Source organism: Chryseobacterium formosum (genome assembly GCF_026460885.1).
GTDB lineage: Bacteria > Bacteroidota > Bacteroidia > Flavobacteriales > Weeksellaceae > Chryseobacterium > Chryseobacterium formosus.
The window spans coordinates 285147-310552 of the sequence record NZ_JAOVZW010000008.1 but is presented as its reverse complement, the minus strand read 5'-3'; the positions used below and the strand labels follow the sequence as shown (position 1 = coordinate 310552).

Annotated in this window: 26 protein-coding genes; 10 read left to right on the top strand and 16 right to left on the bottom strand. The window is 32.5% G+C overall.

Annotated elements, in window-relative coordinates:
• Window positions 1-21 precede the first annotated feature (21 nt).
• Window positions 22-756 (bottom strand): class I SAM-dependent methyltransferase, encoded by a 735-nt coding sequence (locus OF897_RS07735; RefSeq protein WP_267265120.1) that lies wholly within the window; start codon window positions 754-756, stop codon window positions 22-24.
• Window positions 757-864: 108 nt separating this feature from the next.
• The gene (locus OF897_RS07730; protein ID WP_267265119.1) at window positions 865-3297 is read right to left on the bottom strand and encodes an alpha-ketoacid dehydrogenase subunit alpha/beta; all 2433 of its coding nucleotides are present in this window, start codon (window positions 3295-3297) and stop codon (window positions 865-867) included.
• A 137-nt stretch (window positions 3298-3434) separates the two neighbouring features.
• Here OF897_RS07730 and OF897_RS07725 point away from each other — a divergent pair, with 137 nt between their 5' ends.
• The gene (locus OF897_RS07725; protein ID WP_267265118.1) at window positions 3435-3731 is read left to right on the top strand and encodes a hypothetical protein; all 297 of its coding nucleotides are present in this window, start codon (window positions 3435-3437) and stop codon (window positions 3729-3731) included.
• A gap of 186 nt (window positions 3732-3917) precedes the next feature.
• Here the strand turns inward: OF897_RS07725 and OF897_RS07720 are convergent, their stop codons facing one another.
• The 5 genes from OF897_RS07720 to queA all read right to left on the bottom strand — a co-directional run bounded on the left by OF897_RS07720 (window position 3918) and on the right by queA (window position 8502).
• Window positions 3918-4895, bottom strand: a complete 978-nt coding sequence (locus OF897_RS07720; RefSeq protein ID WP_267265117.1) for a polyprenyl synthetase family protein — start codon at window positions 4893-4895, stop codon at window positions 3918-3920.
• A gap of 72 nt (window positions 4896-4967) precedes the next feature.
• Window positions 4968-5846: a hypothetical protein gene (locus OF897_RS07715; protein ID WP_267265116.1), complete on the bottom strand. Its 879-nt coding sequence runs from the start codon at window positions 5844-5846 to the stop codon at window positions 4968-4970.
• A gap of 69 nt (window positions 5847-5915) precedes the next feature.
• Complete coding sequence (locus OF897_RS07710; RefSeq protein ID WP_267265115.1) at window positions 5916-6206, bottom strand: hypothetical protein; 291 nt, start codon at window positions 6204-6206, stop codon at window positions 5916-5918.
• 137 nt (window positions 6207-6343) lie between these two features.
• Window positions 6344-7378: a 23S rRNA (adenine(2503)-C(2))-methyltransferase RlmN gene (gene rlmN, locus OF897_RS07705; RefSeq protein ID WP_267265114.1), complete on the bottom strand. Its 1035-nt coding sequence runs from the start codon at window positions 7376-7378 to the stop codon at window positions 6344-6346.
• Window positions 7379-7452: 74 nt separating this feature from the next.
• The gene (gene queA / locus OF897_RS07700; RefSeq protein ID WP_267265113.1) at window positions 7453-8502 is read right to left on the bottom strand and encodes a tRNA preQ1(34) S-adenosylmethionine ribosyltransferase-isomerase QueA; all 1050 of its coding nucleotides are present in this window, start codon (window positions 8500-8502) and stop codon (window positions 7453-7455) included.
• Window positions 8503-8699: 197 nt separating this feature from the next.
• Between queA and OF897_RS07695 the strand changes: the two genes are divergently transcribed.
• A complete protein-coding gene (locus tag OF897_RS07695) occupies window positions 8700-9392 on the top strand; it encodes an AIM24 family protein (protein WP_267265112.1) in 693 nt (230 codons plus the stop codon).
• Window positions 9393-9458: 66 nt separating this feature from the next.
• On the opposite strand, the gene OF897_RS07690 is transcribed toward OF897_RS07695, so the two are convergent.
• The 7 genes from OF897_RS07690 to OF897_RS07660 form a co-directional block, all read right to left on the bottom strand.
• Window positions 9459-9950 (bottom strand): DNA-deoxyinosine glycosylase, encoded by a 492-nt coding sequence (locus tag OF897_RS07690; protein WP_267265111.1) that lies wholly within the window; start codon window positions 9948-9950, stop codon window positions 9459-9461.
• 176 nt (window positions 9951-10126) lie between these two features.
• Entirely contained in the window at window positions 10127-12121 is a 1995-nt protein-coding gene (locus OF897_RS07685; RefSeq protein WP_267265110.1) for a S9 family peptidase, read from the bottom strand.
• A 200-nt stretch (window positions 12122-12321) separates the two neighbouring features.
• Complete coding sequence (locus tag OF897_RS07680; RefSeq protein WP_267265109.1) at window positions 12322-12621, bottom strand: hypothetical protein; 300 nt, start codon at window positions 12619-12621, stop codon at window positions 12322-12324.
• A 195-nt stretch (window positions 12622-12816) separates the two neighbouring features.
• Entirely contained in the window at window positions 12817-13791 is a 975-nt protein-coding gene (locus OF897_RS07675) for a 2-hydroxyacid dehydrogenase (protein WP_267265108.1), read from the bottom strand.
• A 146-nt stretch (window positions 13792-13937) separates the two neighbouring features.
• Complete coding sequence (locus tag OF897_RS07670; protein ID WP_267265107.1) at window positions 13938-14333, bottom strand: DUF1801 domain-containing protein; 396 nt, start codon at window positions 14331-14333, stop codon at window positions 13938-13940.
• A 37-nt stretch (window positions 14334-14370) separates the two neighbouring features.
• A complete protein-coding gene (locus OF897_RS07665) occupies window positions 14371-14652 on the bottom strand; it encodes a hypothetical protein (protein ID WP_267265106.1) in 282 nt (93 codons plus the stop codon).
• Between the two features lie 42 nt (window positions 14653-14694).
• On the bottom strand, window positions 14695-15345 hold the full coding sequence (locus OF897_RS07660) for a protein-L-isoaspartate(D-aspartate) O-methyltransferase (protein ID WP_267265105.1): 651 nt from the start codon (window positions 15343-15345) through the stop codon (window positions 14695-14697).
• A gap of 121 nt (window positions 15346-15466) precedes the next feature.
• On the opposite strand from OF897_RS07660, the gene OF897_RS07655 reads away from it, so the two are divergent.
• From OF897_RS07655 to OF897_RS07625, 7 genes are all read left to right on the top strand, one after another.
• Entirely contained in the window at window positions 15467-16429 is a 963-nt protein-coding gene (locus OF897_RS07655) for a Gfo/Idh/MocA family protein (RefSeq protein WP_267265104.1), read from the top strand.
• 56 nt (window positions 16430-16485) lie between these two features.
• Window positions 16486-16926, top strand: coding sequence for a DUF5362 family protein (locus OF897_RS07650; protein ID WP_267265103.1), 441 nt, complete (start codon window positions 16486-16488; stop codon window positions 16924-16926).
• 65 nt (window positions 16927-16991) lie between these two features.
• Window positions 16992-17870: a CGA/CIA family class A beta-lactamase gene (bla-A, locus tag OF897_RS07645; protein WP_267265102.1), complete on the top strand. Its 879-nt coding sequence runs from the start codon at window positions 16992-16994 to the stop codon at window positions 17868-17870.
• Between the two features lie 30 nt (window positions 17871-17900).
• The gene (locus tag OF897_RS07640) at window positions 17901-18326 is read left to right on the top strand and encodes a hypothetical protein (protein ID WP_267265101.1); all 426 of its coding nucleotides are present in this window, start codon (window positions 17901-17903) and stop codon (window positions 18324-18326) included.
• Entirely contained in the window at window positions 18326-19216 is an 891-nt protein-coding gene (locus OF897_RS07635; protein WP_267265253.1) for a 3-hydroxybutyryl-CoA dehydrogenase, read from the top strand. The genes OF897_RS07640 and OF897_RS07635 overlap by 1 nt, the downstream gene beginning before the upstream one ends.
• Before the next feature lie 115 nt (window positions 19217-19331).
• Complete coding sequence (locus tag OF897_RS07630) at window positions 19332-20615, top strand: hypothetical protein (RefSeq protein ID WP_267265100.1); 1284 nt, start codon at window positions 19332-19334, stop codon at window positions 20613-20615.
• A 39-nt stretch (window positions 20616-20654) separates the two neighbouring features.
• Entirely contained in the window at window positions 20655-20894 is a 240-nt protein-coding gene (locus OF897_RS07625) for a hypothetical protein (RefSeq protein ID WP_007845674.1), read from the top strand.
• A 56-nt stretch (window positions 20895-20950) separates the two neighbouring features.
• Here OF897_RS07625 and OF897_RS07620 read toward each other — a convergent pair whose 3' ends face one another.
• Complete coding sequence (locus tag OF897_RS07620) at window positions 20951-21361, bottom strand: META domain-containing protein (RefSeq protein WP_267265099.1); 411 nt, start codon at window positions 21359-21361, stop codon at window positions 20951-20953.
• A 147-nt stretch (window positions 21362-21508) separates the two neighbouring features.
• Complete coding sequence (pheT, locus tag OF897_RS07615) at window positions 21509-23944, bottom strand: phenylalanine--tRNA ligase subunit beta (protein ID WP_267265098.1); 2436 nt, start codon at window positions 23942-23944, stop codon at window positions 21509-21511.
• A 320-nt stretch (window positions 23945-24264) separates the two neighbouring features.
• On the opposite strand from pheT, the gene OF897_RS07610 reads away from it, so the two are divergent.
• Complete coding sequence (locus tag OF897_RS07610; RefSeq protein ID WP_267265097.1) at window positions 24265-25386, top strand: lactonase family protein; 1122 nt, start codon at window positions 24265-24267, stop codon at window positions 25384-25386.
• Window positions 25387-25406: the final 20 nt, after the last annotated feature.

Genomic DNA, 25406 nt, shown 5'->3' with positions numbered 1-25406 from the left:
TCTTTTCGAATAGTTATTTCCTTATTTTTTAACAATCAACATATTTGCAAAAGGAGTAATCTTTTTATTTTCAACAATCTTCAAAACTGCCTCAGAAATAGCTGTTTTCCATTGTTTTTTACTTAAAAAATGAAAAGCTCCGATGTTGAAGAAAACAAAATTGGTAAAATCTCTGAACTGCTCTGAAAGGATAATTAAACCGTCATCTTTTAAAACTCTTTTAGCTTCTTTAAAAAACAGAACTCTTTGGTCATGTTCCAAAATTTCGTGAAGTGCAGTTACGGCAAGAATTACATCTTGAGATTTATCTTCAAAAGGTAATTGATGAGGTTTTATTTTTATTTCTTTAGGATTCGGAGGAAATATTTTCTTTGAAGTTTCAATTCCTTTTTCCTGTTCATGGCGATTTCCGAAAATATCACAAACTGTTAAATTTAAATTGGGGTATTTTTCCTCCAAACTCTTAGACAGAGGGTCAAAACTGGCGTGTACTAAAATTGCATTCTCGGTTTTATTCCAATCTATAATTCCTTTTAAATTATTTAATTCATATAAATCTGAATTGTCATACAAAATATAGGAAGCAAGAAGTGAAGCAAAAATATTTAAAATAATCAGTCCGCTTAAAATTCTTAATATTAAAATAATTGGAGTTGAATTAATCCAAAATGATAATGCCAAAAGTACCGCTGAAACAACTATTCCTAGTAAGATTTTTTCATAGTTGAAAAGGATGACAAGTTTGGTGATTTTCATTATTTGTGTTTTTATTTTAAAATTATATCAAATGACTAATTTACGAATTATTCAACAAAAAACCGCCTCCCAAAAGAAAGCGGTTTCAAAATTTATCTAAAATCTCAATTAAAATATCGCAGGATATTTCTGAGGATTTGTTTCATTAAATAGTGCATAAATTCTTTCAACCATATCGTCTGCAGAAGGTTTTGAGAAATAATCTCCATCACTTGCATACGCAGGTCTGTGATCATTTGCAGCAATCGTCAACGGATCAGAATCTAAGAATCTGAAAGCTTTTTGTTTTTCTAAAATCTGTTGAAGAATAAACGCTGAAGTTCCACCTTGAACATCTTCGTCGATTACGACCAATCTGTTTGTTTTCTTCACCGATTCAGCAATTTCATGAGTTAAATCGAAAGGAATTAATGACTGAACGTCAATAACTTCTGCAGAAATTCCTAATTTTTCTAATTCATTTGCTGCTTCCATTACAATTCTCCAAGTCGAACCATAAGTCACCAAAGTAACGTCTTTACCTTCTTTTGTAACCTCTATTTTTCCTACAGGAACAGTGAATTCACCAATATTATCAGGTTGTTTTTCTTTTAATCTGTAACCGTTTAAACACTCAACAATGACAGCAGGATCATCACTTTTCAACATCGTATTATAGAAACCTGCGGCAATTGTTAAACTTCTCGGAACCAAAACCAAAATACCTTTTGAAAGATTCAGAATTCCCGCCATCGGCGAACCAGAATGCCAAACTCCTTCCAATCTGTGACCTCTTGTTCTGATGATTACAGGAGCTTTCTGACCACCTTTTGTTCTGTACTGAACCGTTGCCAAATCATCACTCATTCCCTGTAAACAGTACAAAATATAATCTAAATACTGGATTTCAGCGATTGGTCTTAAACCTCTCATCGCCATTCCAATTCCTTGTCCAAGAATGGTAGCTTCACGAATTCCGGTATCGGCAACACGAAGTTCACCATATTTTTCCTGCATTCCTTCAAGACCTTGATTTACATCACCGATATTTCCGGCATCTTCACCAAAGACCAAAGTTTCAGGATATTTTTCAAATATTTTATCGAAATTATTTCTAATCACTACTCTACCGTCAACATCTTCCGAAGCATCAGAATAAACAGGTTTAATTTCCTGTACATTTTCAGCTTTCCACTGAGACTGAGAATATAAATGAGAAGAATAGTTGTCTTTTTCAACTTCAAAAACTTCGTTATATTTATTCATCAACGCAGTTCTCTCTGCAGATTGAGTTCCTCTTGTTTCCAATAAAGATTTTCTGATCAAGTGGAAAACATCTTTTTTAGCTTTTGAAACCAATTTATTATATTGATTAACATACTCTTCAATCTCAGCATGTTTTCCTTTTAAATTTTCAACTAAAGGTAAAACTCCGAAAGCCAATTCAGTAATCGTTTTCTGATAATTTTCCCAAGCTAATTTCTGTCCGGTTTTTACTTTTTTCTTTGCTTCTTCATCGATCGTATCCAATTCCTCGATTGAAGCAATGATTTCTTCTTTACCTTCAATTTCAATCGAATAATTTAAAATCCACTCTCTGAATTTCACCAAACCGTCGAAATCAGCTTCCCAAGCTAAACGATCTTCGTTTTTATACCTTTCGTGAGAACCCGAAGTCGAATGACCTTGAGGTTGCGTCACTTCAATTACATGAACAACTACAGGAACAGATTCTGTTCTTGCAAAATGTTCAGCTCTTGCATAAGCATCCAATAATGAAGGATAATCCCAAGCTTTTACCTGAATAATTTCGCAACCTTGGTTTTCGCCTTCTTTTCTTTGGAAACCGCTCAACATTTCAGAAATATCAGCTTTTGCTCTCTGCTTCATAGTAGGAACAGAAATTCCGTAACCATCATCCCAAATAGAAACAATCATCGGAACTTGTAATGCACAAGCAGCGTTTAAAGTTTCCCAGAAATGACCTTCTGCTGTAGAAGCATCTCCAATGGTTCCGAAAGCGATTTCGTTACCCTCTTTCGAGAACTTTTCAGAACCGTCAAATTTTACTGATTTATATATTTTTGAAGCTTGTGCTAAACCTAATAATCTTGGCATTTGTCCTGCAGTAGGAGAAATATCTGAAGAAATATTTTTCTGAGCCATTAAATCTTTCCAACTTCCGTCTTCATTTAAACTTCTTGTTGCAAAGTGACCGTTCATCTGTCTTCCCGCAGAAGCTGGCTCTCTATCAACATTTGTATCAGCATACAATTGTGCAAAAAAACTTTCAACAGATAATGCATCAACTGCCAAAGCAAAAGTCTGATCTCTGTAATATCCTGAACGGAAGTCACCATTTTTGAAAACTTTCGCCATTGCCAATTGCGGCAACTCTTTTCCGTCACCAAAGATCCCGAACTTCGCTTTTCCGGTAAGTACTTCTCTTCTGCCCAAATAAGACATTTCACGAGAAATTCTTCCTAATTTATAGTCTTCAAGTATCTGATTTTTAAAGTCCTGAAAGGATATTTGTTGAGTTTCAATATAGGTTGTCTGCATAGCCAAATATTAAATTTTTTTTATGTTGAAGTATTTTGCTAATATACACTTTTTAAATTAATTTTAATTTTCAATAATCTTTTTTAAAAATTTGATAATCAAGATTAATCTGTCTTAATTTTACATAATATTGAAAAATGGAAAAAAAATCACCTCATATTTTGAATGCTTCCAGCAATTTGTTGGGATTTTCAATGCTTATTATTACTTCACTAAAGATTACAAAAGTGAGCCACAATACGTATTTGGATGAGTTTGCCGGAATTGCCTGTGTATTTTTTGCGTGCAGCTGTTTTTTTTCGTTTATGGCAATAAGAGCAAAGAGAGAAAAGTTTGAGAACAAGTACGAACGTATTGCGGATTATTTATTTTTAATCGCTTTATTTTGTATTGTATTGTCTGTGATTATGATAACAACTATGATTCTCGATTAGAATCATTCCACCTTAATTTAACTAAAAAATTTTAAACATTAAGGAAATGAATTTTTTAAGAATAAAATAATGTATATTTTTAAGATTCATTAAGCTGTATCCTTAAATCAATCTTATTGATTCTTAAAAAACTTAAAAATTTGATTTTCTTAATGGTAAATAATTTTCTCGCTGATTTTGCAGATTTTAAAACTTTCTTTCAATAACATAATCCAGCATCGTGTATAAAGATTTTCTGACTTGTGAATCAGGAAATTCATCCAGAATATCTTTTGCTTTTTGCTGGAAATCTTTCATTACGCTGATTGCATAATCCAAACCTCCAGAACTTTTTACAAAAGCGATGAGTTCTTTCACACGCTTCTGGTCGTTGTTATAGCGTTTAATAGTATTGAAGTAATATTTTCGATCAGTTTCGCTGGCAATTTTTAAAGTATGAATCAAAGGCAAAGTCATTTTCTGCTCTTTAATATCAATTCCAACCGGTTTTCCGATTACGTTTGAACTTAAATAATCAAATAAATCATCTTTTATTTGAAAAGCCATTCCGGTGTACGTTCCGAACTGCATCATTTTTTTAGCTAAATTTTCATCAGCATCATTTGACAAAGCTCCGATTTCACAACACGCTGCGATTAAAGTCGCAGTTTTCTGACGGATTATTTCATAATAAACATCTTCTGTAATATCTAACTTTCTGGCTTTTTCCAATTGAAGAAGTTCGCCTTCAGACATTTCTCTGATGGTTCTTGAAATTACAGATAGTAAATCGTAATCTTTATGGTCTGTAGAAAGTAAAACCGCTTTTGAAAGCAAGAAATCCCCTACTAAAACGGCAATTTTATTCTTCCATAAAGCATTGATTGAAAAGAAATTACGACGTTTAAAACTTTCATCAACCACATCATCATGAACCAAAGTAGCCGTATGAATCAATTCAATCATTGAAGCACCACGATATGTTTTTTCATTGACTTCTCCGATCAATTTAGCACAAAGAAACACAAACATCGGACGCATTTGCTTTCCTTTGGTCGTAACGATAAAACGGGTAACTTTATCCAATAAAGCGACTTTGCTCTGCATTGATTCATAAAACTTTTGTTCGAAAAGTTTCATTTCTTCATTGATCGGCTGCTTGATTTCTTCTACAATGTTTGCCACGAAGTAAGAATGATGGGTGAGTATTTATTAATTCTCACAAAGATAATTTTTTTAAACCAATTTTAACAAAAATTAAAGTTTGAGTTTTTCAATCGGAATAAAATAAAAAAACGGTTTTGTTTTCTTAATGGGTGAATAGAATTTTTCTCCTGAAATATAGATTCCTTTTTCGTCTACAGCAACTCCTTCAATTTGTCCGATAGTCAATGCGCTGCCTAAATAAAGATGTTTTGGATTTTCTTTAAAGAAGATTCCAGGTTCTGTTTCATTAAAAATATCCAAAAAAACTTCAGTTTTTTTGGTATAGCCAACAACGTAAAGTCTCTTTTCGTAATAATAAGAATCAGTAACCACAAAACCAGTTTTATAAGTTTCTACTTTTTGTGCAGCCTGATTTTCAAAATTATTGGGATCTAAAGTATAATGAGTTGTCGATTTTGAAGCCCATTCTTTGGTGAAAATATGGATTTTTCCGTTTAAATAAATCATCGATTCCAAATCGAAATCTGTGTTGATATTTTTGGGTGTAAAATCGTTTTGTTCAGGATAATAAAACGAAATAATTTTCATTGAATCATTCTGCAGCTGATTATTTTGAAAAGGAATCTTGTAGATTTTCAAATCTTTTCTTATTCCGGCATTATTTCCAAAATCTCCGATGTAAAAGTTTTTTCCGTCGTTGGTTAGTGCTTCCCAGTCTTTGTTTTCAGCATTTGTTTTTAAAGTATTTAGAATTTTCCCTGAAGTTTTATCTATTTCATATAATTCGGCAGGATTTCCACTGTCATTGAAAGTGTAGAGTTTTCCATCAAAGAAATTCAATCCGGAAGTTTCCTGAATAGAATCATTTAAAACAGCAACTCTGAATTTTTTAAGCTTAAAAATTTCTGCCTGTTGAGCATTAGAAATAATAGAGAAACAGAGAATAAATAGCAGAAAAAGCTTCCTCATAGAATAAAAATAATTTGATTATAAACCTATTATAATAACTAATCTAAAATTTATAATTATAGAACACAATTACTCAACAAAACCAATTGCATGGCTTCTGCTGTAGTAGTATTTACTATAAAACACCCAATATTTGTCGTTCGAAAAATCTTTTTTTATAATCAAATCATCCTTCGAAGGCAAAACCGTCACAGCGTAAGTTTTTTTAGAATAATTATGCTTTCGAGAAGCAATTTGCAAATTATAAACATTTTGATTGGTTAAAATATTATTGTTTTCTAAAACCAATCTTCCGCTTTTTAAATCAGAAATAATTTCATTTAAAATGGAATTACATAATCTGTCCTGCGAAAAAAACATAATGAAAAGTGAAAACGATATCAGAAAAAAACCTTTGAATCCCTCTTTCTTTTTTATTTTTTCATAAAAAAGATACAGTATTGAAAAGATGGCTAAGATGATATTTGAATAGAAAATAATAGTCCAGAATATGACCATTATTCCACTGTTTTATTCGCCAATTGTCCACAAGCTGCATCAATATCACCGCCACGACTTTTTCTAATCATAACAGTAATTCCCGCATTTTCAAGTTGACGAACGTAGTTATCTTCAGCTTTTTTGTTGCATTGATCGTATTTTCCGTCACCAATTGGGTTATACTGAATCAAATTCACTTTAGAAGGAATCTGTTTACAATATTTAATTAAAGCTTTAATATCTTCATCGCCGTCATTAATTCCTTTCCAGACACAATATTCAAAAGTAACTACAGAACCGGTTTTTTTGTACCAGTATTGAAGTGATTCCATAATATCTGTTAATGGAAATTTATCTGAAAAAGGCATAATTTCGTTACGTTTCACTTCAATTGCTGAGTGAAGTGACAAAGCCAATTTTACACGCAAATCGTCATCTGCCAACATTTTAATCATTTTCGGAATTCCCGATGTAGAAACGGTAATTCTTCTTGGTGACATTCCCAAACCTTCCGGCTGAGTAATTTTCTTGATGGCTTCAACTACATTTTTGTAATTCATCATTGGCTCTCCCATTCCCATAAAAACTATGTTGGTAAGCGGTCTATTGAAATACATTTTACTTTGGCTGTCAATTAAGGCAACCTGATCTACGATTTCTGCAACTTCAAGATTTCTCATTCTTTTGAGTCTCGCTGTTGCGCAAAATTCGCAGTTTAATGAACATCCAACCTGTGAAGAAACACAAGCGGTCGTTCTGGTTTCGGTAGGAATTAATACAGATTCTACCAATAATCCGTCATGAAGTTTCACTCCATTTTTAATCGTTCCGTCTGTACTTTTCTGCAACTGATCAACGGAAACCGGATTAATCGTGTATTCTTCTGAAATTCTGTCTCGAAGAGGTTTCGAAAGATTCGTCATCTCATCAATCGAATGGAGATTTTTACTCCACAACCAATCGTAAACCTGCTTCGCACGAAACGGCTTTTCTCCCAAAGAAACAAAATATTCTTTGAGCTGGTCGAGTGATAAAGTTCTGATATCTTTCATTGTAGGAATAGGTTTCAGATAATAGGTAACAGGTGCTAAAACTACGACCTGCTACCTTATATCTAAATATCTTATTAAATAATTAACATTGCATCTCCGTAAGAGTAGAATTTATACTTCTCTCTCACAGCTTCTTCGTATGCTTGCATTAAGAAATCTTTTCCAGCAAAAGCTGCAATCATCATCATTAATGTTGATTTTGGCGTGTGGAAATTAGTAATCATTGTATTCGCAACTCCGAAATCGTGAGGTGGATAAATAAATTTATTCGTCCAACCATTAATCGCTGAAATTTTTCTGTTTGAAGAAACTGAAGTTTCAATTGCTCTCATCGTAGTTGTCCCTACCGCACAAACTCTTCTGTTTTCCTGAACTGCTTTGTTGATGATCTCAGCATTTTTCTCGTCGATCATGATTTCTTCAGATTCCATTTTGTGCTTAGATAAATCTTCAACTTCAATCGGGTTGAAAGTTCCTAGACCAACGTGAAGAGTAACCTCAGCAAAATCAATTCCTTTGATCTCTAATCTTTTCATCAAATGCTTAGAGAAATGCAAACCTGCAGTTGGTGCCGCTACAGCTCCTTCTACTTTTGCATAAATTGTCTGGTATCTTTCAGCATCTTCCGGCTCTACCTCTCTTTTGATATATTTTGGAAGTGGAGTTTCTCCCAATTCTTTTAATTTAGATCTAAATTCTTCATAAGGTCCATCAAATAAGAATCTTAAAGTTCTACCTCTTGAAGTCGTGTTATCAATAACTTCCGCTACCAAAGATTCATCTTCGGTAAAGAATAATTTGTTACCAATTCTGATTTTTCTTGCAGGATCTACCAAAACATCCCAAACACGAGTTTCTTTATCTAGCTCTCTCAACAAAAAAACTTCAATTTTAGCTCCTGTTTTTTCTTTATTTCCGTAAAGACGTGCCGGGAAAACTTTAGTATTGTTGAAGATGAAAAGATCTTTCTCATCAAAGTAATCTACAACGTCTTTAAATGTTTTATGCTCTATAGTTTGATTTTTTCTATCAAGAACCATTAACCTAGACTCATCTCTATGTTCAGACGGGTGCTCTGCCAACAATTCTTCAGGAAGGTCAAAATTAAAATCGGATGTCTTCATTTTTTAAATTACGGTTTAAAAATTATAAAAATTACGGATGTAATTTTTCGGACTGCAAATATACAACATTCTATACCCCTTTGTCAAGTGTTTATTTCACTCCTCTTTATTCATGGTGGTTACAGGCTTGAATTTTATCATTTTTAATTCATTTTAATTAAAAAAATGACTATTTTGGCTAAACAAAAATATACCCTATGAATAAATATTCTATTGAATCTTTTGTGAATGAAACAAAAGAAAATCCTCTAGAAAGAGATTATTTCGAACTTGAAAAACCTGCACTTTTAGAAATCAACCTAAATAATCAGGCGGTCTGGACAAAAACCGGAAGTATGGTTGGTTATATCGGAAATATCAACTTTGAAAGGCAGGGAATGCTTTCAGGCGGATTGGGAAATTTATTAAAAAAAGCAATTAGCGGTGAAGGTTCTAAACTAATGAAAGCCGAAGGAACCGGAAAACTGTACGTTGCAGACGACGGAAAAAAGGTTAGAATTTTATATTTAAATAACGAAACCGTTTGTGTAAACGGAAATGATGTTTTAGCGCACGAGCAAAGCATAAAAAGTGACATCACGATGTTGAAAAGTATCGCTGGAGTTATGTCAGGCGGATTATTTCAGGTTAAACTTTCCGGAACGGGACACATTGCCATTACAACTCACGGAGAACCTTTAACTTTATTGGTAACTCCGGATGCACCGGTTTTCACAGACCCAAATGCAACGGTTGCATGGTCGGGAAATTTAAGTCCTGAACTGAAAACGAATGTTTCCTTTAAAAGTTTAATCGGAAGAGGAAGTGGTGAAGAGTTTCAAATGAAGTTTTCTGGGAATGGTTGGGTTTTGATACAGCCTTATGAAGAGGTTTATAGAGTTGAGAAATAGGCTTAGCTGAATTGTAAATAAGCCAATTGTAAATAATAAGAAAGCAACTTCAAAAAGGAGTTGCTTTTATTTTATATAATCTAATATCTTTTTCCAGTCCTCAAATTTCCTTTCAAAAGAGATCGTGTGAAGCGGACTTGTCGAAGGCAATAAGTAAATTGGAATTCTAAAGTTTTTTCCTAATAATTTTTGTAAGTTTTTATAAGACTTTCCACCGTTGCAAAATATTGCTGTAATATTTGGATGTTTTTCTAATAACTCTTCAATCTGATTTGCTTCTTCATTTTTTATTTCTGAGTCTAAACTTCCTTTTCTTTCGCAAGAATCAATAACATCCCAAAGTGCAATATGATTTTTGTTTAAAATATTAATTTTTTCATCATAATCTTCTGTAAATTCTTCATGAAATAATTCAAAAATAATTTTCCAGAATTTGTTTTGAGGATGACCGTAATATTGCTGTTTTTCTAAAGATTTTACACCGGGAATTGAGCCTAAAATTAAAACTTTAGAATTATCATCAATAATTGGAGGAAATGAAGAAATTCTATTTTGCATGCTTCAAATATATGAATTTTGGCTAAAGACATTCTTGACTCAGAAACAAAAAGCGGGCTAAAGCCCGCTCCTATTGATATTCATTTTGATTGTTCGAATATTTTAACCACCCCGTCAAAAATTCTTCGAATTTTCGCCACCCCTCCAAAGGAGGGGAATTTTCAGCGTATTATATCTTATAATGTTTCTTTCAACCAATCAAAAAATTCTCTCTGCCAAACCAAACCGTTTTGCGGGTGAAGTACCCAGTGATTTTCGTTCGGGAAATAAACTAATTTAGATTTTAAACCTCTCAGTTTTGCAGCCTGGAAAGCTTCCTGACCTTGCTCATAGCCAACTCTAAAGTCAATTCCACCTTGGAAAATCATGATTGGCTTGTTCCATTTATCAACAAAGTTGCTTGGGTTGAATTCAGTATATGCTTTTGGCAAAGGTTTTTCCCAAGGAGAACCCAAATCCCAATTAGCAAACCACAACTCTTCTGTTGTTAAATACCAAGATTTCATATCAAACAATCCGTCGTGAGCGATGAAAGTTTTAAATCTGTTTTCATGAACTCCAGCCAACATAAATACACTGTAACCTCCATAACTTGCTCCAACTGCCGCAACTCTTTCTCCGTCAACATACGGTAAAGTTTTAGCATAATCTGTCGCTGCCAAATAATCTTTAATAGGTTTTCCACCCCAATCTTTTGAGATTTCTTCGTTCCATTTTGTTCCCCAACCCGGCATTCCTCTTCTGTTTGGTGCAACTACAATGTATCCGTTTGCTGCCATTAAAGAGAAGTTCCATCTTACGCTGAAGAATTGTGTTAATGCAGATTGTGGTCCACCTTGACAATATACTAAGGTTGGATATTTTTTATTCGGATCAAAATTCGGCGGATAGTGGATCCAAACTCCCATTTCTTTTCCGTCTGAGGTTTTCACCATTTTCAGCTCAGATTTTCCTTGAGAAATTTTAGCATAAACCTCTTTATTTGCATCTGTAATTTGTTTTAATTCTCCGTTTTTAAGATTGACAGAAAATATTTCAGATGCGTGGTTGATGTCTGTTTTTGAAACTAAAAGTGAACTTTTTTGATCTGCAAAAATTTCATTAATATCAAAATCACCTTTTGTAATCTGCTGAACTTTTGAATCTTTAGGATTTAAAGAAAATAATTGTTTTGTCCCTCTGAAAGCCGCTGTAAAGTAAATCGATTTTGAATCGCCACTCCAGAAAACATCACCAGTAACAGATTCATCCCAAACTTTTGTAAGATTTGAAGTTTTTCCTGATTTCCAGTCCATCAATTTGATGTCGTTCTTATCAGCTTCGTAACCGTCTCTTTCCATACTTTGCCATACCAAAGACTGTCCGTCTGGACTGAATTTTGGATTAACATCATACCCCTTATTAGATTCAGTTAAATTTTTTGTAGTTCCTGAAGCTAAATTGTAAGCAAAAATATCCGTGTTGGTACTTGTAGAGTATTCTTTTCCACTTTTAGGTTTTGTAACATATAAAAGTTGCGTAGAATCTGGGCTGAAAACAAAATCTTCTGCTCCACCGAACGGTCTTTGCGGAGAATCCCAGGTTTTTCCTTCCAATAGATCTTTAGCTGAACTCACATTAGCAGAAGTTTCTACTATAAAAACGTGATTGTATTTTCCTTCATTGAAATAATCCCAATGTCTGTGATTCAAATCTGTATAAATTTGCGCCGTAGTTTTCGGAGTATCAGAATATTTATCTTTCCCCATTAATTTTTCAACTAAAACTTGCTTGCTGAAAGCGATTTTCTTTCCGTCCGGAGAAATAACAATGTTATCAGCTTCCCCAATGGTGTAAAATTCTGTCCAAGTTTTTCCGCTGTCTTTAGAAAGGAAAATCTTTTCGCCTTCCTGAGCGTAAATTCCGTTTTTATCCCACTGAATCAAAGCTTTTTTACCTAAATCAATTTTTGAAGCTTGATTATTGATAACATTTAAGAAATAGTTTTCGTTTTTCGTTTTCTCAGTTTTCAAATCGGTTTGCCCGATCTTATAAATAAGGGATGATTGATCTGGTGAAACTGCCTGAACACCAACTTTTTTCAAAGTCCAAAGAATTTCGGGAGTCATTACTTGTTGTGCATTCATTAAAAGAGGTGCTGCCAAAGCAAGCAGACTATGTTTTAATTTCATATAATTTTATTTTAAAAGAATTTCAGAACATACAATATTCATTAATTCTTATTTAATTAAAAGATTGCCAAAGTTAATATTTAATATAAAACCAGCGAATGAATTTAGAAAATAGTTTTTGCATTGTAATCATATTAAATTCAAAAGAAATATTTAAAAATTAAGCATAAAAAATCCCGCTTGAAATTGCGGGATTATATTTAAGAGACGATGTCGTCATTTTCTTCTTCGTGGTCGTCTTCATTATCGCTTCGACTGTAAAGATTATTTTCTTCATCGGGAAGTTGATCGGTGATTTGTTCGAAATTATCATCATCTTCCGCTCCGGGAACATCTAAACCATAAGGCATTCCGTCGTTGACGTGAGCCGGATTTGTAATTGGATTCCCATCTCCATCCAAAGGAATGTGTTCTTCTCTGTTGAAGATATCTTCACCGGGATTATAATCCATTTCCTCCAGTTTTCTGTCCTGCTCGTTTTTGTTATCTTCTGGTGTCATAATATTGTATTTAATGTGATGTGTTAAAGACAAAAATGAGTCCAATTTTTAAAAGAGCCAAGGAAAAAGTTAAAAAAAACAAGTTGAAGAGATTAGTTTACAATTTGTATTCTGTAAAACGAAAACTTGCAATCTTGAATTTAATATTTAAATCTTAAATTTCTAATCTTGTATCACAAGTTCTTATTTCAAACATCAAATCTCGTACACTTCCGGGTTTGCGATGTGTGGCATTTTTTCTCCTTTTGAAAAAGCAATTAAATTTTCTGCTGCCAATCTTGACATTCCGTTTCTTGCTTCAACGGTTGCTGAACCAATATGCGGCAAAACACAAACATTTGACAACTTCAAAATAGGGTCATTCTCTTCAATGGGTTCCGGATTGGTAACGTCTAAACCTGCTCCCCAAATTTGTCCTGAAACTAAAGCTTCGTACAAATCTTTCTGATTGTGAAAACCTCCTCTCGCCGTATTCACAAAGATTGCATTCTTTTTCATTTTCTCAAAAACAGAAGCGTTGAAAAGATTGCTTTGTTCAGGTTTAAAATTTGCGTGAATACTCAAAACATCCGACTGCTCAATTAATTCATCAAAAGAAACATATTTTGCAACGAGCTCTTTTTCCGCTTCTTCATTATGGTTTCTGTTGTGGTAAATAATATTCATTCCGAAAGCTTTTTTACACTTTTCAGCCATTTCAAAGCCAATTCTTCCTAAACCGAAAACACCCAAAGTTTTACCGTATAATTCCTGACCAAGCTCATACATCGGATCAAAATTTCCCCAATCGTTATTTTTTACTTTCTGAAAATAAAAACTCGCCCGTCTAGCAACCGATTGCATCAATAAAAATGCGACATCGGAAGTAGCTCGACTCAGAACATCAGGTGTATTTCCGATTGGAATATTTCTTTTTGTAGCTACTTTAATATCAACATGATCAAAACCAACACTAAACAGTGCAATTGCTTTTACATTCGGACATTTTTCAAAAAAATTCTGATCGTATTTATTGTGCCCTACATTTAGGATAACATCTGTATTTTTGCAGTATTGAAGCCATTTTTCATACGATAAATCATCAGTTTCGGGAATTGTAATTTCTAAACCGGCTTCTTTCAGCATCGTAATTCCTATTTCGGGAATTCTTTTATTTATAAAAACTTTCATTTTTTAGATTTTATTTAAATGAAAAAACCTCACTAATTTCACAAATGAGGTTTCTTTTAATTATTATTGAATTATATTTTTGATTTCATTCAATTTAAAGTTCAATTTTCATTCCGAAAATGCGAAGATTAATTGTTTTTAATAAATCATTTCAGTCTGAGTAATTCTCCTTTTCTTTTTACAATATTTTTATAATCCCATTGAATCTCCTGAGATTTTTTGACCCATCTTTTAATATCATCTTCATTAATTTCATTGACATCATTATAAAATACCGAAGCATCCTGAAATTTTTCTCCTTCTATATTCAATTGTTCTTCATTGAAAGACTTCCCACTCCAAAACATCAGGCGAATTCCTTTTTTCTGCTTACTAAAGCCAACAATCGGATTTCCATCTAAAAACCAAACAGGGTGTGCGTGCCAGATTTTATTTTCGGCATCATTGAGCTCTGCATCAATTAATTTAGAAAGAAAAGTACAGATTTCTTTATCTGAATCTAGCTGCTTTTCATTATAACCCAGAATATCAGGATTTATCATATTTTAATGGGATTTTAGATTGATAACAAATTATAATTCAGATCATTTTACAATTAAATACAATAACCCAAATTAGTAGCGCCACAAAATGTACAACAACCGAAAGTCGTGTCTGCTTTTTCATAACGAATGCTTTCACTATATTAACAATCAATAAAATAACATTTAATGCTACAACGGCAAAAACTGACAAGACATCCAAGTTTGGAGTACAAGGTCCAGATTTAAATTTTCCTGAAGCGTTTATTACAACTATCGTCAATATCGCTATTACATAAAATATTATTGACTTTAGCGCATTCTTTTTTTCTTGCTTCATTGCATTCAGGCTTTGCTCTAAGTTACCAAAAAATTGGGATAATTACTGATTCGTATTATTCAACATCGGCACAAATTTATACGCCCCAAATTCTTCTTTCTCAATTTCTGTAGGAGAAATTTTTGTAAATCGGTATAAAACCTGTTGATCAGTCGGACCTAAAGGAATCACCATTTTTCCGCCTACTTTTAGCTGTTTTAATAATTCTGTCGGCAAAACGGAAGCTCCGCAAGTCACAATAATTTTATCGAAAGGAGCAAAAGTCGGAAGTCCTGCAAAACCATCTCCAAAACTTTGAAATTTTGGGTATAAATGCATTTCTCGTAATTTCTTTTTAGAAAAATCGAAAAGGTCTTTTTGTCTTTCAACCGTAAAAACCAAAGCTTTCATGGCTAATAAAACTGCAGTTTGATAACCACAACCAGTACCTATTTCCAATACTTTTTCGCCTTCTTTTACCTGTAAAAGCTCAGACTGTTCTGCAACGGTTGATGGATGCGAAATAGTCTGATGCGCCAAAATAGGAAAAGCGCGATCTTCATAGGCATAATCTTCAAAAATACTTTCTATAAAGAGATGTCTAGGAACTTCATTTATCGCAGAAAGTACATTTTCATCCGTGATCCCGATTCTGTGTCTGAGATATTCAACCAAATTTTTCCTTTTCCCTTTATGTACAAACGAATCATGCATTATCAACAGTTATAATAGTAGTTTCTACAAAAGTAAAAAAACAATCAATATTTATCAACCTAAAAACTATCATCTATTCTCTAATACCTAAAATTATTATCTTTACAAAAATTAAAAAGCTATGTTAAAAGCAGGTTTGGTTGGCGCCGGACATTTGGGGAAAATACATTTAAGACTTCTGAATCAGTCTGATAAATACGAATTTATTGGTTTTCATGATAAAGATGCAGAAAATGGCAGAAAATTAGAAGCCGAATTCGGATATAAATATTTTGAAAATTTCGACGAATTATTAGATCAGATTGAAATGTTGGATATTGTAACTCCCACACTTTATCATTACGATTATGCTTTAAAAGCCATTGAAAAAGGTCTTCATTTTTTCATTGAAAAACCCGTTACCCAAACTCTTGAACAGGCTGAAGAAATTTTAAAAAAATGTCGTGAAAACGGTATCAAAGCGCAAGTTGGTCACGTTGAAAGATACAATCCTGCATTTATTGGAGCAAAAGATTACATTCAGAATCCAATGTTTATCGAAATTCACCGTTTGGCAGAATTTAATCCTCGTGGAACTGATGTTTCTGTAGTTTTAGATTTAATGATTCACGATTTGGATATTTTATTGAGCGTTGTAAAATCGCCAGTGAAAAACATTCATGCAAGTGGAGTTTGTGTAGTAAGCAAAACTCCGGATATTACCAATGCTAGAATTGAATTTGAAAACGGTTGTGTTGCCAATTTAACAACTTCAAGAATCTCTATGAAAGCAATGAGAAAAAGTCGTTTTTTCCAGAAAGACGCTTACGTTTCTGTTGACTTCTTAGAGAAAAAAGCGGAAGTAATCCGTATGAAAGATGCGCCTGAAAATCCTACTCCATTTGATATGATTATTGAAAATGCAGAAGGTGAAAAAAATCAAATCTTATTTGAATATCCGAATATTCAGCCCAATAATGCGATTTTAGATGAATTAAATTCTTTTGCAGACGCAATTCTTCAAGAAAAAAATGTAGAAGTTTCTTTGGAAGACGGAACTGAAGCATTGAAAGTTGCTTTGAAAATTATGGAATTGATTAGCTAAGAATAATAGTCAATCTTATTCCAATAATTTTAATTATTTTGCCAAAAATATAAATAATGGAAAAATCTCCTTTCGAGCAGTTTGAAGAGCTGAGAATCGACAATGCTTCTAAGCTTTTTCTAACAGAAACAGCAAGATGGGCAACATTTTTATCAATTTTAGGTTACATCGGTATCGGTTTAATGGTTTTGGTGGCAGTTTTTGTTTTGATAATTGGTTCATCAGTTAGTATGGGACCTTTTAGTGGCGGAACATTGATCTCGTTGTTTTATTTTGCACTCGCAGCATTTTATTATTTACCAATTAATTTCCTGTACAGATTTTCCTCAAATATGAAAGAGGCTTTGCGTACAAATAATCAAGCTACTCTTACCAAGTCATTTGAATATTTGAAATCTCACTATAAATTTATTGGAATCCTTACCATCGTTTTGTTTGGACTATACATACTTATAATTATTGGCACAATCATTACTGGTTTTGGCAGCTACTTTTAGATTAAAATTTTATATTTGAATATACATCCTTCTTGCTTAAGAAGGATTTTTTTAAACAAAATATTATGAAAAAAATAATTTTGCTCTTTTTTTTAATTTCAACATTTAGTTTTGGACAAAAATTGAGTTTACATGATAAAATCAATATAGTTCTTCTGAATAAAAAAGCTACAGTAGGGATTTCCATATTAAGTTTTGAAAATGGATTTAAATACAATAGAAATGCAGACAGAAAACTTCCCACTTTAAGTGTTTTTAAGTTTCATATTGCTGCTGCTGTTTTAGATTTGGTAGATCAGGGAAAATTATCTTTAGATCAAAAAGTAGTATTAAAAGAATCTGAATTATTACCAAAAACATGGTCTCCGATAAAAGAAAAATATCCAACTGGAGATATTGAATTAACTTTAGACGAAATCATCGATTATACCGTTGCATTGAGTGATAATAACGGATGCGACAAATTATTAAAAATGATTGGTGGAACAAAAACCGTTCAGAAATTCATGGATTCTAATGGTGTGAAAGGTTTTCAGATAAAAGTAAATGAAGACGAAATGCATAAAGATTGGAAGAATCAGTACAAAAATTACAGCACAACGGAATCTGCCGTCAATCTTCTGAAAAGTTTTTATGATGGAAAAGTCCTTTCAAAAAAATCTACCGATTATTTAATGAAAATTATGCTCGGAACAAAAACCGGTGCCAATAAATTGGTTGAACAGCTTCCAAAAAATACTCCTGTAGCGCATAAAACGGGATCTTCAGGGAAATATGATAATGATTTAACGGTTGCAGAAAACGATATGGGAATTGTTACTTTACCGAATGGCAAACATTATGCAATGGCAGTATTTGTGAACAATTCTACGGAAACAGATGAAGTGAATTGTAAGATGATTTCAGACATTTCAAAGATTGTCTGGGATTATTTTAATAAGTAAAATTTAAAGCTTAATTTTAAAACCATCAAAATGAAAAAGATATTTTTAACTCTAGGAATTTTTAGCTGCGTATTTTTTTATGCACAAAAAAGTGAAAACTTCTATGAAATAAGTTACAACAGTATTTGTTGCGGTCCCCCTTCAACAGCTCCTGTAATGAATTATATTGAAGCTTTTAAAGCCAAAAACAAAGGAAAAGAGATTGAAGTTTTTAGACAATCCGGTTTGGGAAGAGAAGGTGAATTCAGATTATATATCGGGATTGATTCTTTAACGAGAAGCAAGAAAAAAAAGTTTGTAACCGGTCTTGAAGCTGCTGTAAATTCTCAAAATAATGCGAAAAACCAAAGCAGTGACGGAACAGTAAATTTCCAAAGTACAGGATTGGTAAAAAAGGAAGATTTAAAAAAAATAAATAATCTAACTGTATATAATAAAAAAGAAAAATTAAAATGATCAAAAACATTGTCGTTATCGGAGCCGGAACCATGGGAAATGGTATTGCACATACTTTCGCACAAAGCGGTTTTAGTGTAAACTTGGTAGATGTTTCTCAGGAGGCTTTAGACAGAGGTTTGAAAACGATTACAACCAACCTTGACAGAATTATTGCAAAAGGAAATCTTACAGAAGAACAAAAAGCAGAAACTTTAGGGAATATCACCACTTTTACACAACTGAAGGATGCAGTAACAAACGCAGATTTAGTAGTAGAAGCTGCAACTGAAAATCAGGATTTGAAGCTTAAAATTTTCGCTCAAATGGATGAATTTGCTCCTGAAAACTGCATTTTATCAACCAATACTTCTTCAATTTCTATTACTAAAATTGCTGCCGCAACAAAAAGAGCAGATAAAGTAATCGGAATGCACTTTATGAACCCTGTTCCAATCATGAAACTGGTAGAAATCATCAAAGGTTATTCTACTTCTAAAGAAACTTTCGACTCAATCTACGAGATGAGCAAAACTTTAGGAAAAGTTCCTGTTGAAGTTAATGATTACCCTGGTTTTGTGGCAAACAGAATTTTGATGCCAATGATTAACGAATCAATCGAAACACTTTACAACGGAGTTGCGGGAGTTGAAGAAATAGATACGGTTATGAAATTAGGAATGGCTCATCCAATGGGACCGCTTCAATTGGCAGATTTTATCGGTCTTGATGTTTGTTTGGCTATTCTAAATGTAATGTACGATGGTTTTAAAAATCCTAAATATGCTCCAAATCCACTATTGGTAAATATGGTAATGGCAGGAAAATTAGGAGTAAAATCTGGAGAAGGTTTCTATGATTATTCTGAAAGCAAAAAAGCAGAGAAAGTAGCAAAAATGTTTGCAAAATAGATTTTAAATGATGAGTTGTGAGTTATAAATTATAAATTTGAGTGTCAAACCTGTAAACTATAACCTAATAACTTCAACCTTGTTAAAATTTAAAGAAAAATATATCCAAATATCAATGGTCATCATTACTTTAGTGATGACCATTTTGCGTTTTTTACTGAATGAAAAAGGACGAGTAACGCCCGATGGAATAAGATTCATGAGATCGGCTCATGTTTTCCCGGAGATTGATAATACAATTACACCTTTAGGATATATTTTCAGTATTAAATTTTTTACTTTTTTTGGTTTAGATGAATTCTGGAGCAGTAAACTTGTAGGAGTTTTTTCGTTTTTGCTCATCATTTTAATTGCTAAAAAAACAAAATTTTATTTAAGGGAAGCTATTATTACCTGCTCTTTATTTGGTTTTGTGAGTGTTTTTGCAGCAACATTCAGCGAAACATTAACTTTACTTTCTATATTTATTTTATTATATATTGCTCATTTGATTATAAAAGAAAGACTTACAAATAAAAAGGCACTGCTCTATTTATCGCTGAGTTTAATTTTAATTTTTAATATTCGATACAGCGCACTTTTTATTATAGGAGCAACAGGATTATTTGGTTTACTGAGTTTTAAAAAAAATTACGGAAGAACATTTGTCTTTTCAGCCATCATCGCTGCATTTTATATTGTTTTATATAAATTATTCTTCATTGATTTGTTTAATAAAAATTATGTCGATGATTTTCTTGAAATAGGTCTAAAGCCAACTTCCCTTTTAATTACAGAATTTGTACAAGGTATAGCAACAAGCTTCAATCCTTTTGTACACATCGCAAATCCTGGAGGTGGAATCATCAATTGGGGAATTTATGGAATTGGATTAATCAATATTTTAGTAATTACCTTTCTTTTTATCAGAACAAAACTTTCAGAAACCGAAAAATATATGATTCTAATCGGTGTTTCAGGAATTATATGTTCATTTTTAATTCAATATTTCTATTCAACAGATGCTCTAGGATATCGATTATTAGTACCTTTTACATTTTCTATTTGCCTGGTTTATTTTAAAAAATTATTTAATATTTTCGGAACAAAAATTTATCTTATGGGAGCTTTAAGTCTTTTGACAGGATTCGCTTTTACTTGGCTTTCAAAAGGGAATTATCTTAAAAATAGAAAAGAAATTTCTAATTATTTAAAAACAGAAAAACTGGATAAAGTTCCGTTAAAATTTTACGTTAAAGATCTTGAAGACTTAGAAAATGTTCAGATTTCTGAATTAATTGGTACTGTAAATTCAGATATTGATTTCACTTTTAAGGCAGAAGATACCTTAAAAAAGTCAACGTTAACGCCACATAAAGTTTTACAAAAAATTAAGCTCGACAAGAACAAATACCAATAATTTTATTATCTTTGATTTTAAAGTTAAAACAATAAAAAAATGAAATTACCAAAGTTTTTATTAGCAGACAATTCGGAATTTCCTGAAGATTTATTCGTAGTTCATACAGAATATCCAAGATTCATCTTAAACGTTGAAGAAGAGGAAGTAGAATGGCTTGATGATTTGGAAGGTGACGATGAAGAAACTATGGCAGACGAAGCTACAAAAGTAGTGGAAGCAGCTTTCAAATGGTGCGACGAAGAGTTGGCTAAGTACGACGAAGAAGAGGAAGAATAAGAAAAATCACTCATAAAAAAAGGAACTCAGTTTGAGTTCCTTTTTTATTTTATACTTTATTCAGATTTATTGAATTTTAATAGCAATAAATTATCCTGATATAATTCTAAAGTAGTTCCTGAAACTACATATTTATTAGCTTTCTGCATCATATCGAGAAAGTTTTTCTCAACACTCATATTATCGCAAGCCATTTTTGTAGAACCAATTCCTGAAGGTGTAAATTGTCCAGAAGCAGTTTCCATTACAACAGAACCAAAATATCTGTTACAACCAGAGTTTCCGCTTACTTTTGAGCCTTCGATATTCAATGTAGGAGCTTGTCCTTTTACATTGTCTGCTAAAGTCCATTTTGTATTGGCAATTGAAGGTTGCGCTTTACCAACTTTCGATGAAGACGGACTTTTCATTGTTCCGCATGATGCTAAAACAGCAAATGTGCATATACTTAAAAAAAGATTTTTCATTGTTAATTTTGATTTAATTCAAATTTACGGAAATTATAATAATTCATTTCTAAAAATATAGATTTATGTTAAATCAAATTTCATCGAAAGTGATTGTGCTAAAAAAAAACGGACAAATGTCCGTTTCTATTGTGTGAAAATTTTTTTTTATCCTCTCAATTCTGCATTAAACTCTTTTTGGAAAGATTTAATCAAAGAATCCATTACGTGAGAAATTTCTTTTTCTTCTAAAGTTTTTTCTTCGTTTAATAACTCAAAACTCATTGCGTAAGACTTCTTACCTTCCGGAAGATTTTTCCCTTCATAAACATCAAAAAGATTAATGTTTTTAATGAAAGGAGATTTGTTCTTTTTAGCTGTCTGATACAGTTCCTGATACGTAATATTTTTATCAATTAGTAAAGCTAAATCTCTTCTGATTTTGTTGAATTTAGGAATATCTTTAAATTTCAATTCATTCTTAGAACGTAATTCCTGAGCAAATTCAAGCTCGATTTCTGCATAGAAACATTCTTGGTCTACATCAAAATCTTTCAACATTTGAGGAGATACTTTTCCGATTCTTACCAAGGTTTTATCTCCAGATTCGTAAGCAATTGCATCAGAGAATCTTTCATCTTCCAAAGCAACTTCTTTGTAATCAATTGCCAATCTTTCCAACAAAACTTTCACATAAGCTTTCAGATTATAGAAATCTGTAGCAGATTTTGGCTGTAACCAGTTTTCAGCAACATTTCTTCCCGAAACTAAAATTGCCAACTGTTTTCTCTCTTCGTAAGTTTTTTCCCTTTGGTCAAGATACGCTTCGCTTAATTCTTTTTTATGATAAATTTTTCCGAATTCGAAAAACTTAATATCCTGATTTTTTCTATTGATATTATAAACTGCATTCTGCAAAAGTCCTTCCAACAAAGACTTTCTCATAAATGCCAAATCACCGCTTAATGGGTTTAATAATTTCACAGCGTCAGTTTCATCTTTCACAGAAGTTAATGAATTGTTCATTACTTCGTTGAAACCTAAACTCTGCAAAGTTCTCGCCCAAGAATTTTCCAATTCATCCTGATCGTTTGCACTTAATTTTACAGGAGTAAATGAAATTTTTTGCGGAGCATCAATTTTATTGTAACCATAGATTCTTAAAATCTCTTCGATCACATCAATTTCTCTCGTTACATCGGCTCTGTAAGCAGGAACAGATATTTCAAAACCATTCTGAATTTCATTTAAAACCTGAATTTCAAGTGCTTTTAAAATTTCTTTTACCTTTTCTCTGTGAATTTTTGTTCCTAAAATCTGCTCGATTTTTGAAAATCTGATGATTACGTAATTATCTTCGATTTTCTTAGGGTATTCTTCCAACAACTCTCCTACTAACTTTCCTTCCGCTAATTCTTCGATTAATTTAATTGCATGCGTAATTGCAGTTCTTGTAATATTCGGGTCAACACCTCTTTCAAATCTGAAAGAAGCATCGGTATTCAAACCATGGAATTTTGCTCCTTTTCTTACCGCAACCGGATTAAAATAAGCACTTTCCAGGAAAATAGTTTTCGTTTGATCAGAAACTCCAGAATTTGCACCACCGAAAACTCCGGCAATACACATCGGAGTATCTTTTCCGTCTTTTATGATAATTTCAGAACCGTTCAAAGTTCTTTCAACACCATCTAAAGTCGTGAATTTTGTTCCTTCAGCTACGGTTCCAACTTTTACTTTTTTGTCTGCAATTTTATCAGCATCAAAAGCGTGAAGCGGCTGTCCTAAACCGTGAAGAATATAGTTTGTAATATCTACAATATTGTTGATCGGGTTTAAACCGATTGCTTTCAATCTGTCTTTTAACCAAGACGGAGAATCTGCAACTTTTACGTTTTCGATTACAGCACCGATGTATCTTGGCGTTAATTCTGTATTTTCAACTTCAAGCGTAAAACTGTGAGAACCTTCGTTATTTAAAGCAGAAGAAGAAACTTTCTGAAAATCAGATTTTTGTTGGTTGGTAGAAAGAAAAGCATGTAAATCTCTTGCCACACCGTAATGTGACATTGCATCGGTTCTGTTGGGTGTTAAACCAATTTCAAGAACTTCGTCATTTGTCAATTCAAAAAAATCGGCAAAGTTTTTACCAACTTCATATTTTGTTTCGTCCAAAATCATGATTCCGCCGTGATCGTCGCTTAAACCTAATTCGTCTTCTGCACAAATCATTCCCTGAGAAACCTCACCTCTGATTTTCGCTTCTTTAATCTCGAAAAAACTTCCGTCTTTAGCATAAATTTTAGTTCCAACTACGGCAACAGGAACTGTTTGTCCTTCAGCAACATTAGGAGCTCCGCAAACGATGTTTAAAACTTTTCCATTTCCTACGTCTACCGTTGTTTTGTTTAATTTATCAGCATTTGGATGTTTCTCACAAGTCAAAACCTTTCCTACAACGATGCCTTCAAGACTTCCTTTTACACTTTCAAACTTTTCTATTCCCTCAACTTCAAGACCGATATCTGTAAGAAATTCGCCGATTCTCTCGGTTTTCAGTTCTGTTTTGATGTAGTCTTTCAGCCAGTTGCTTGATATTTTCATTCGTAGAAATTTTTAAATTTAATCTTCAGATTTTGCATTCATCATTTTAAACAACAATAAAACACACCTAAATTTTACGTCTACAAATGTCGTGTTTTTTTAAGAAATACCGAAATCCAAAAAGGTTAAAAAAATCATATAAAACCTTATTTGGATTGAGGAAAAACTATCATTGCACAAACTTTATTTTAATAAGTTTATTTGAAATTTAGAAAGCTTAACTACTCTAGTTCAGTTTCAATGAATTTCCTTTATATTTGAAATTATAAATAAAAACTTCAGTTTTTATTTTCTCACTTAACTCTTTTCAACCCAACATTTTGAAAAAATTTCTTGCCTTAACCATTACTATTTTTACTTGGATTTGTTTCTATTCTCAAAACACGTACGCATTTTTCGGTTCATTCAATTGGGACAAAAATACGGACGGAATATATGTTTACAAATTAGACACTATTACCGGAAATTTATCCAAAGTCACTACATTTAAAGGCATTTCAAATCCGTCTTTTCTTACTTTATCACCTGATGGAAAGTATGTTTTTGCCTGTACTGAAAGCAAAACAGAAAATGGAGGAAGTATAAGCAGTTTTGAATTTAATCCCGAAAAAAAATCGCTAATCTTTATCAGCAAACAAAAAAGTGGTGGCGAAAATCCTGTTTATTTAATGGCTCATAAAAATGGGAAATGGCTCGTTAACGGAAATTACACTGAAGGCAGCATTTCGGTTTATCCGATTATAGAAGGTGGAAAAATTGAACCTTATGTTCAAAATATACAATTCAATGAAGGAAGTATAAATCCTGACAGGCAAGAACGTGCACATATACACTCTACAGTATTTTCTCCTAACTTCGATTATATGTTCCTTCCTGACTTAGGAGCGGATAAAATCAGAGTTTTTAAATTTGAAAATGAGAAAAATCAGCCACTTCAGGATGCTGAAATTTCTTTTATAAAAACTACTTTAGGAAGCGGACCGAGACATTTTACATTTCATCCCAATGGAAAATTTGCTTACTGTATTGAAGAAATGGGAGGAGCGATAAGTGCTTATTCTTACGAAGATGGAAAATTAAATAACCTTCAAAGAATTTACACTCATTCAGAAAAACTTAAAGATAATTTTGAAAGCTCGGATGTACATATTTCTCCTGACGGAAAGTTTTTGTACGCTTCCAATCGTGGAAAGGAAAATAATATTGCCATATTTTCAATTCAAAACGATGGAAAGTTGAAAACAGTCGGTTATCAGTCTGTAAAAGGCAGACATCCAAGAACATTTAGTCTTGATCCAAGCGGAAAATTTTTGATTACAGCTAATACAGGAACTAATAATGTAGTTGTATTTAAGAGAAATTCGGAAACTGGTCTATTGAAAAAGGTTGGTAAAAAGATTAAAATTAAGAACGTTTCGAATGTGCAGATTAGGAAATATTAATTAGATTTATTAGAATAAAA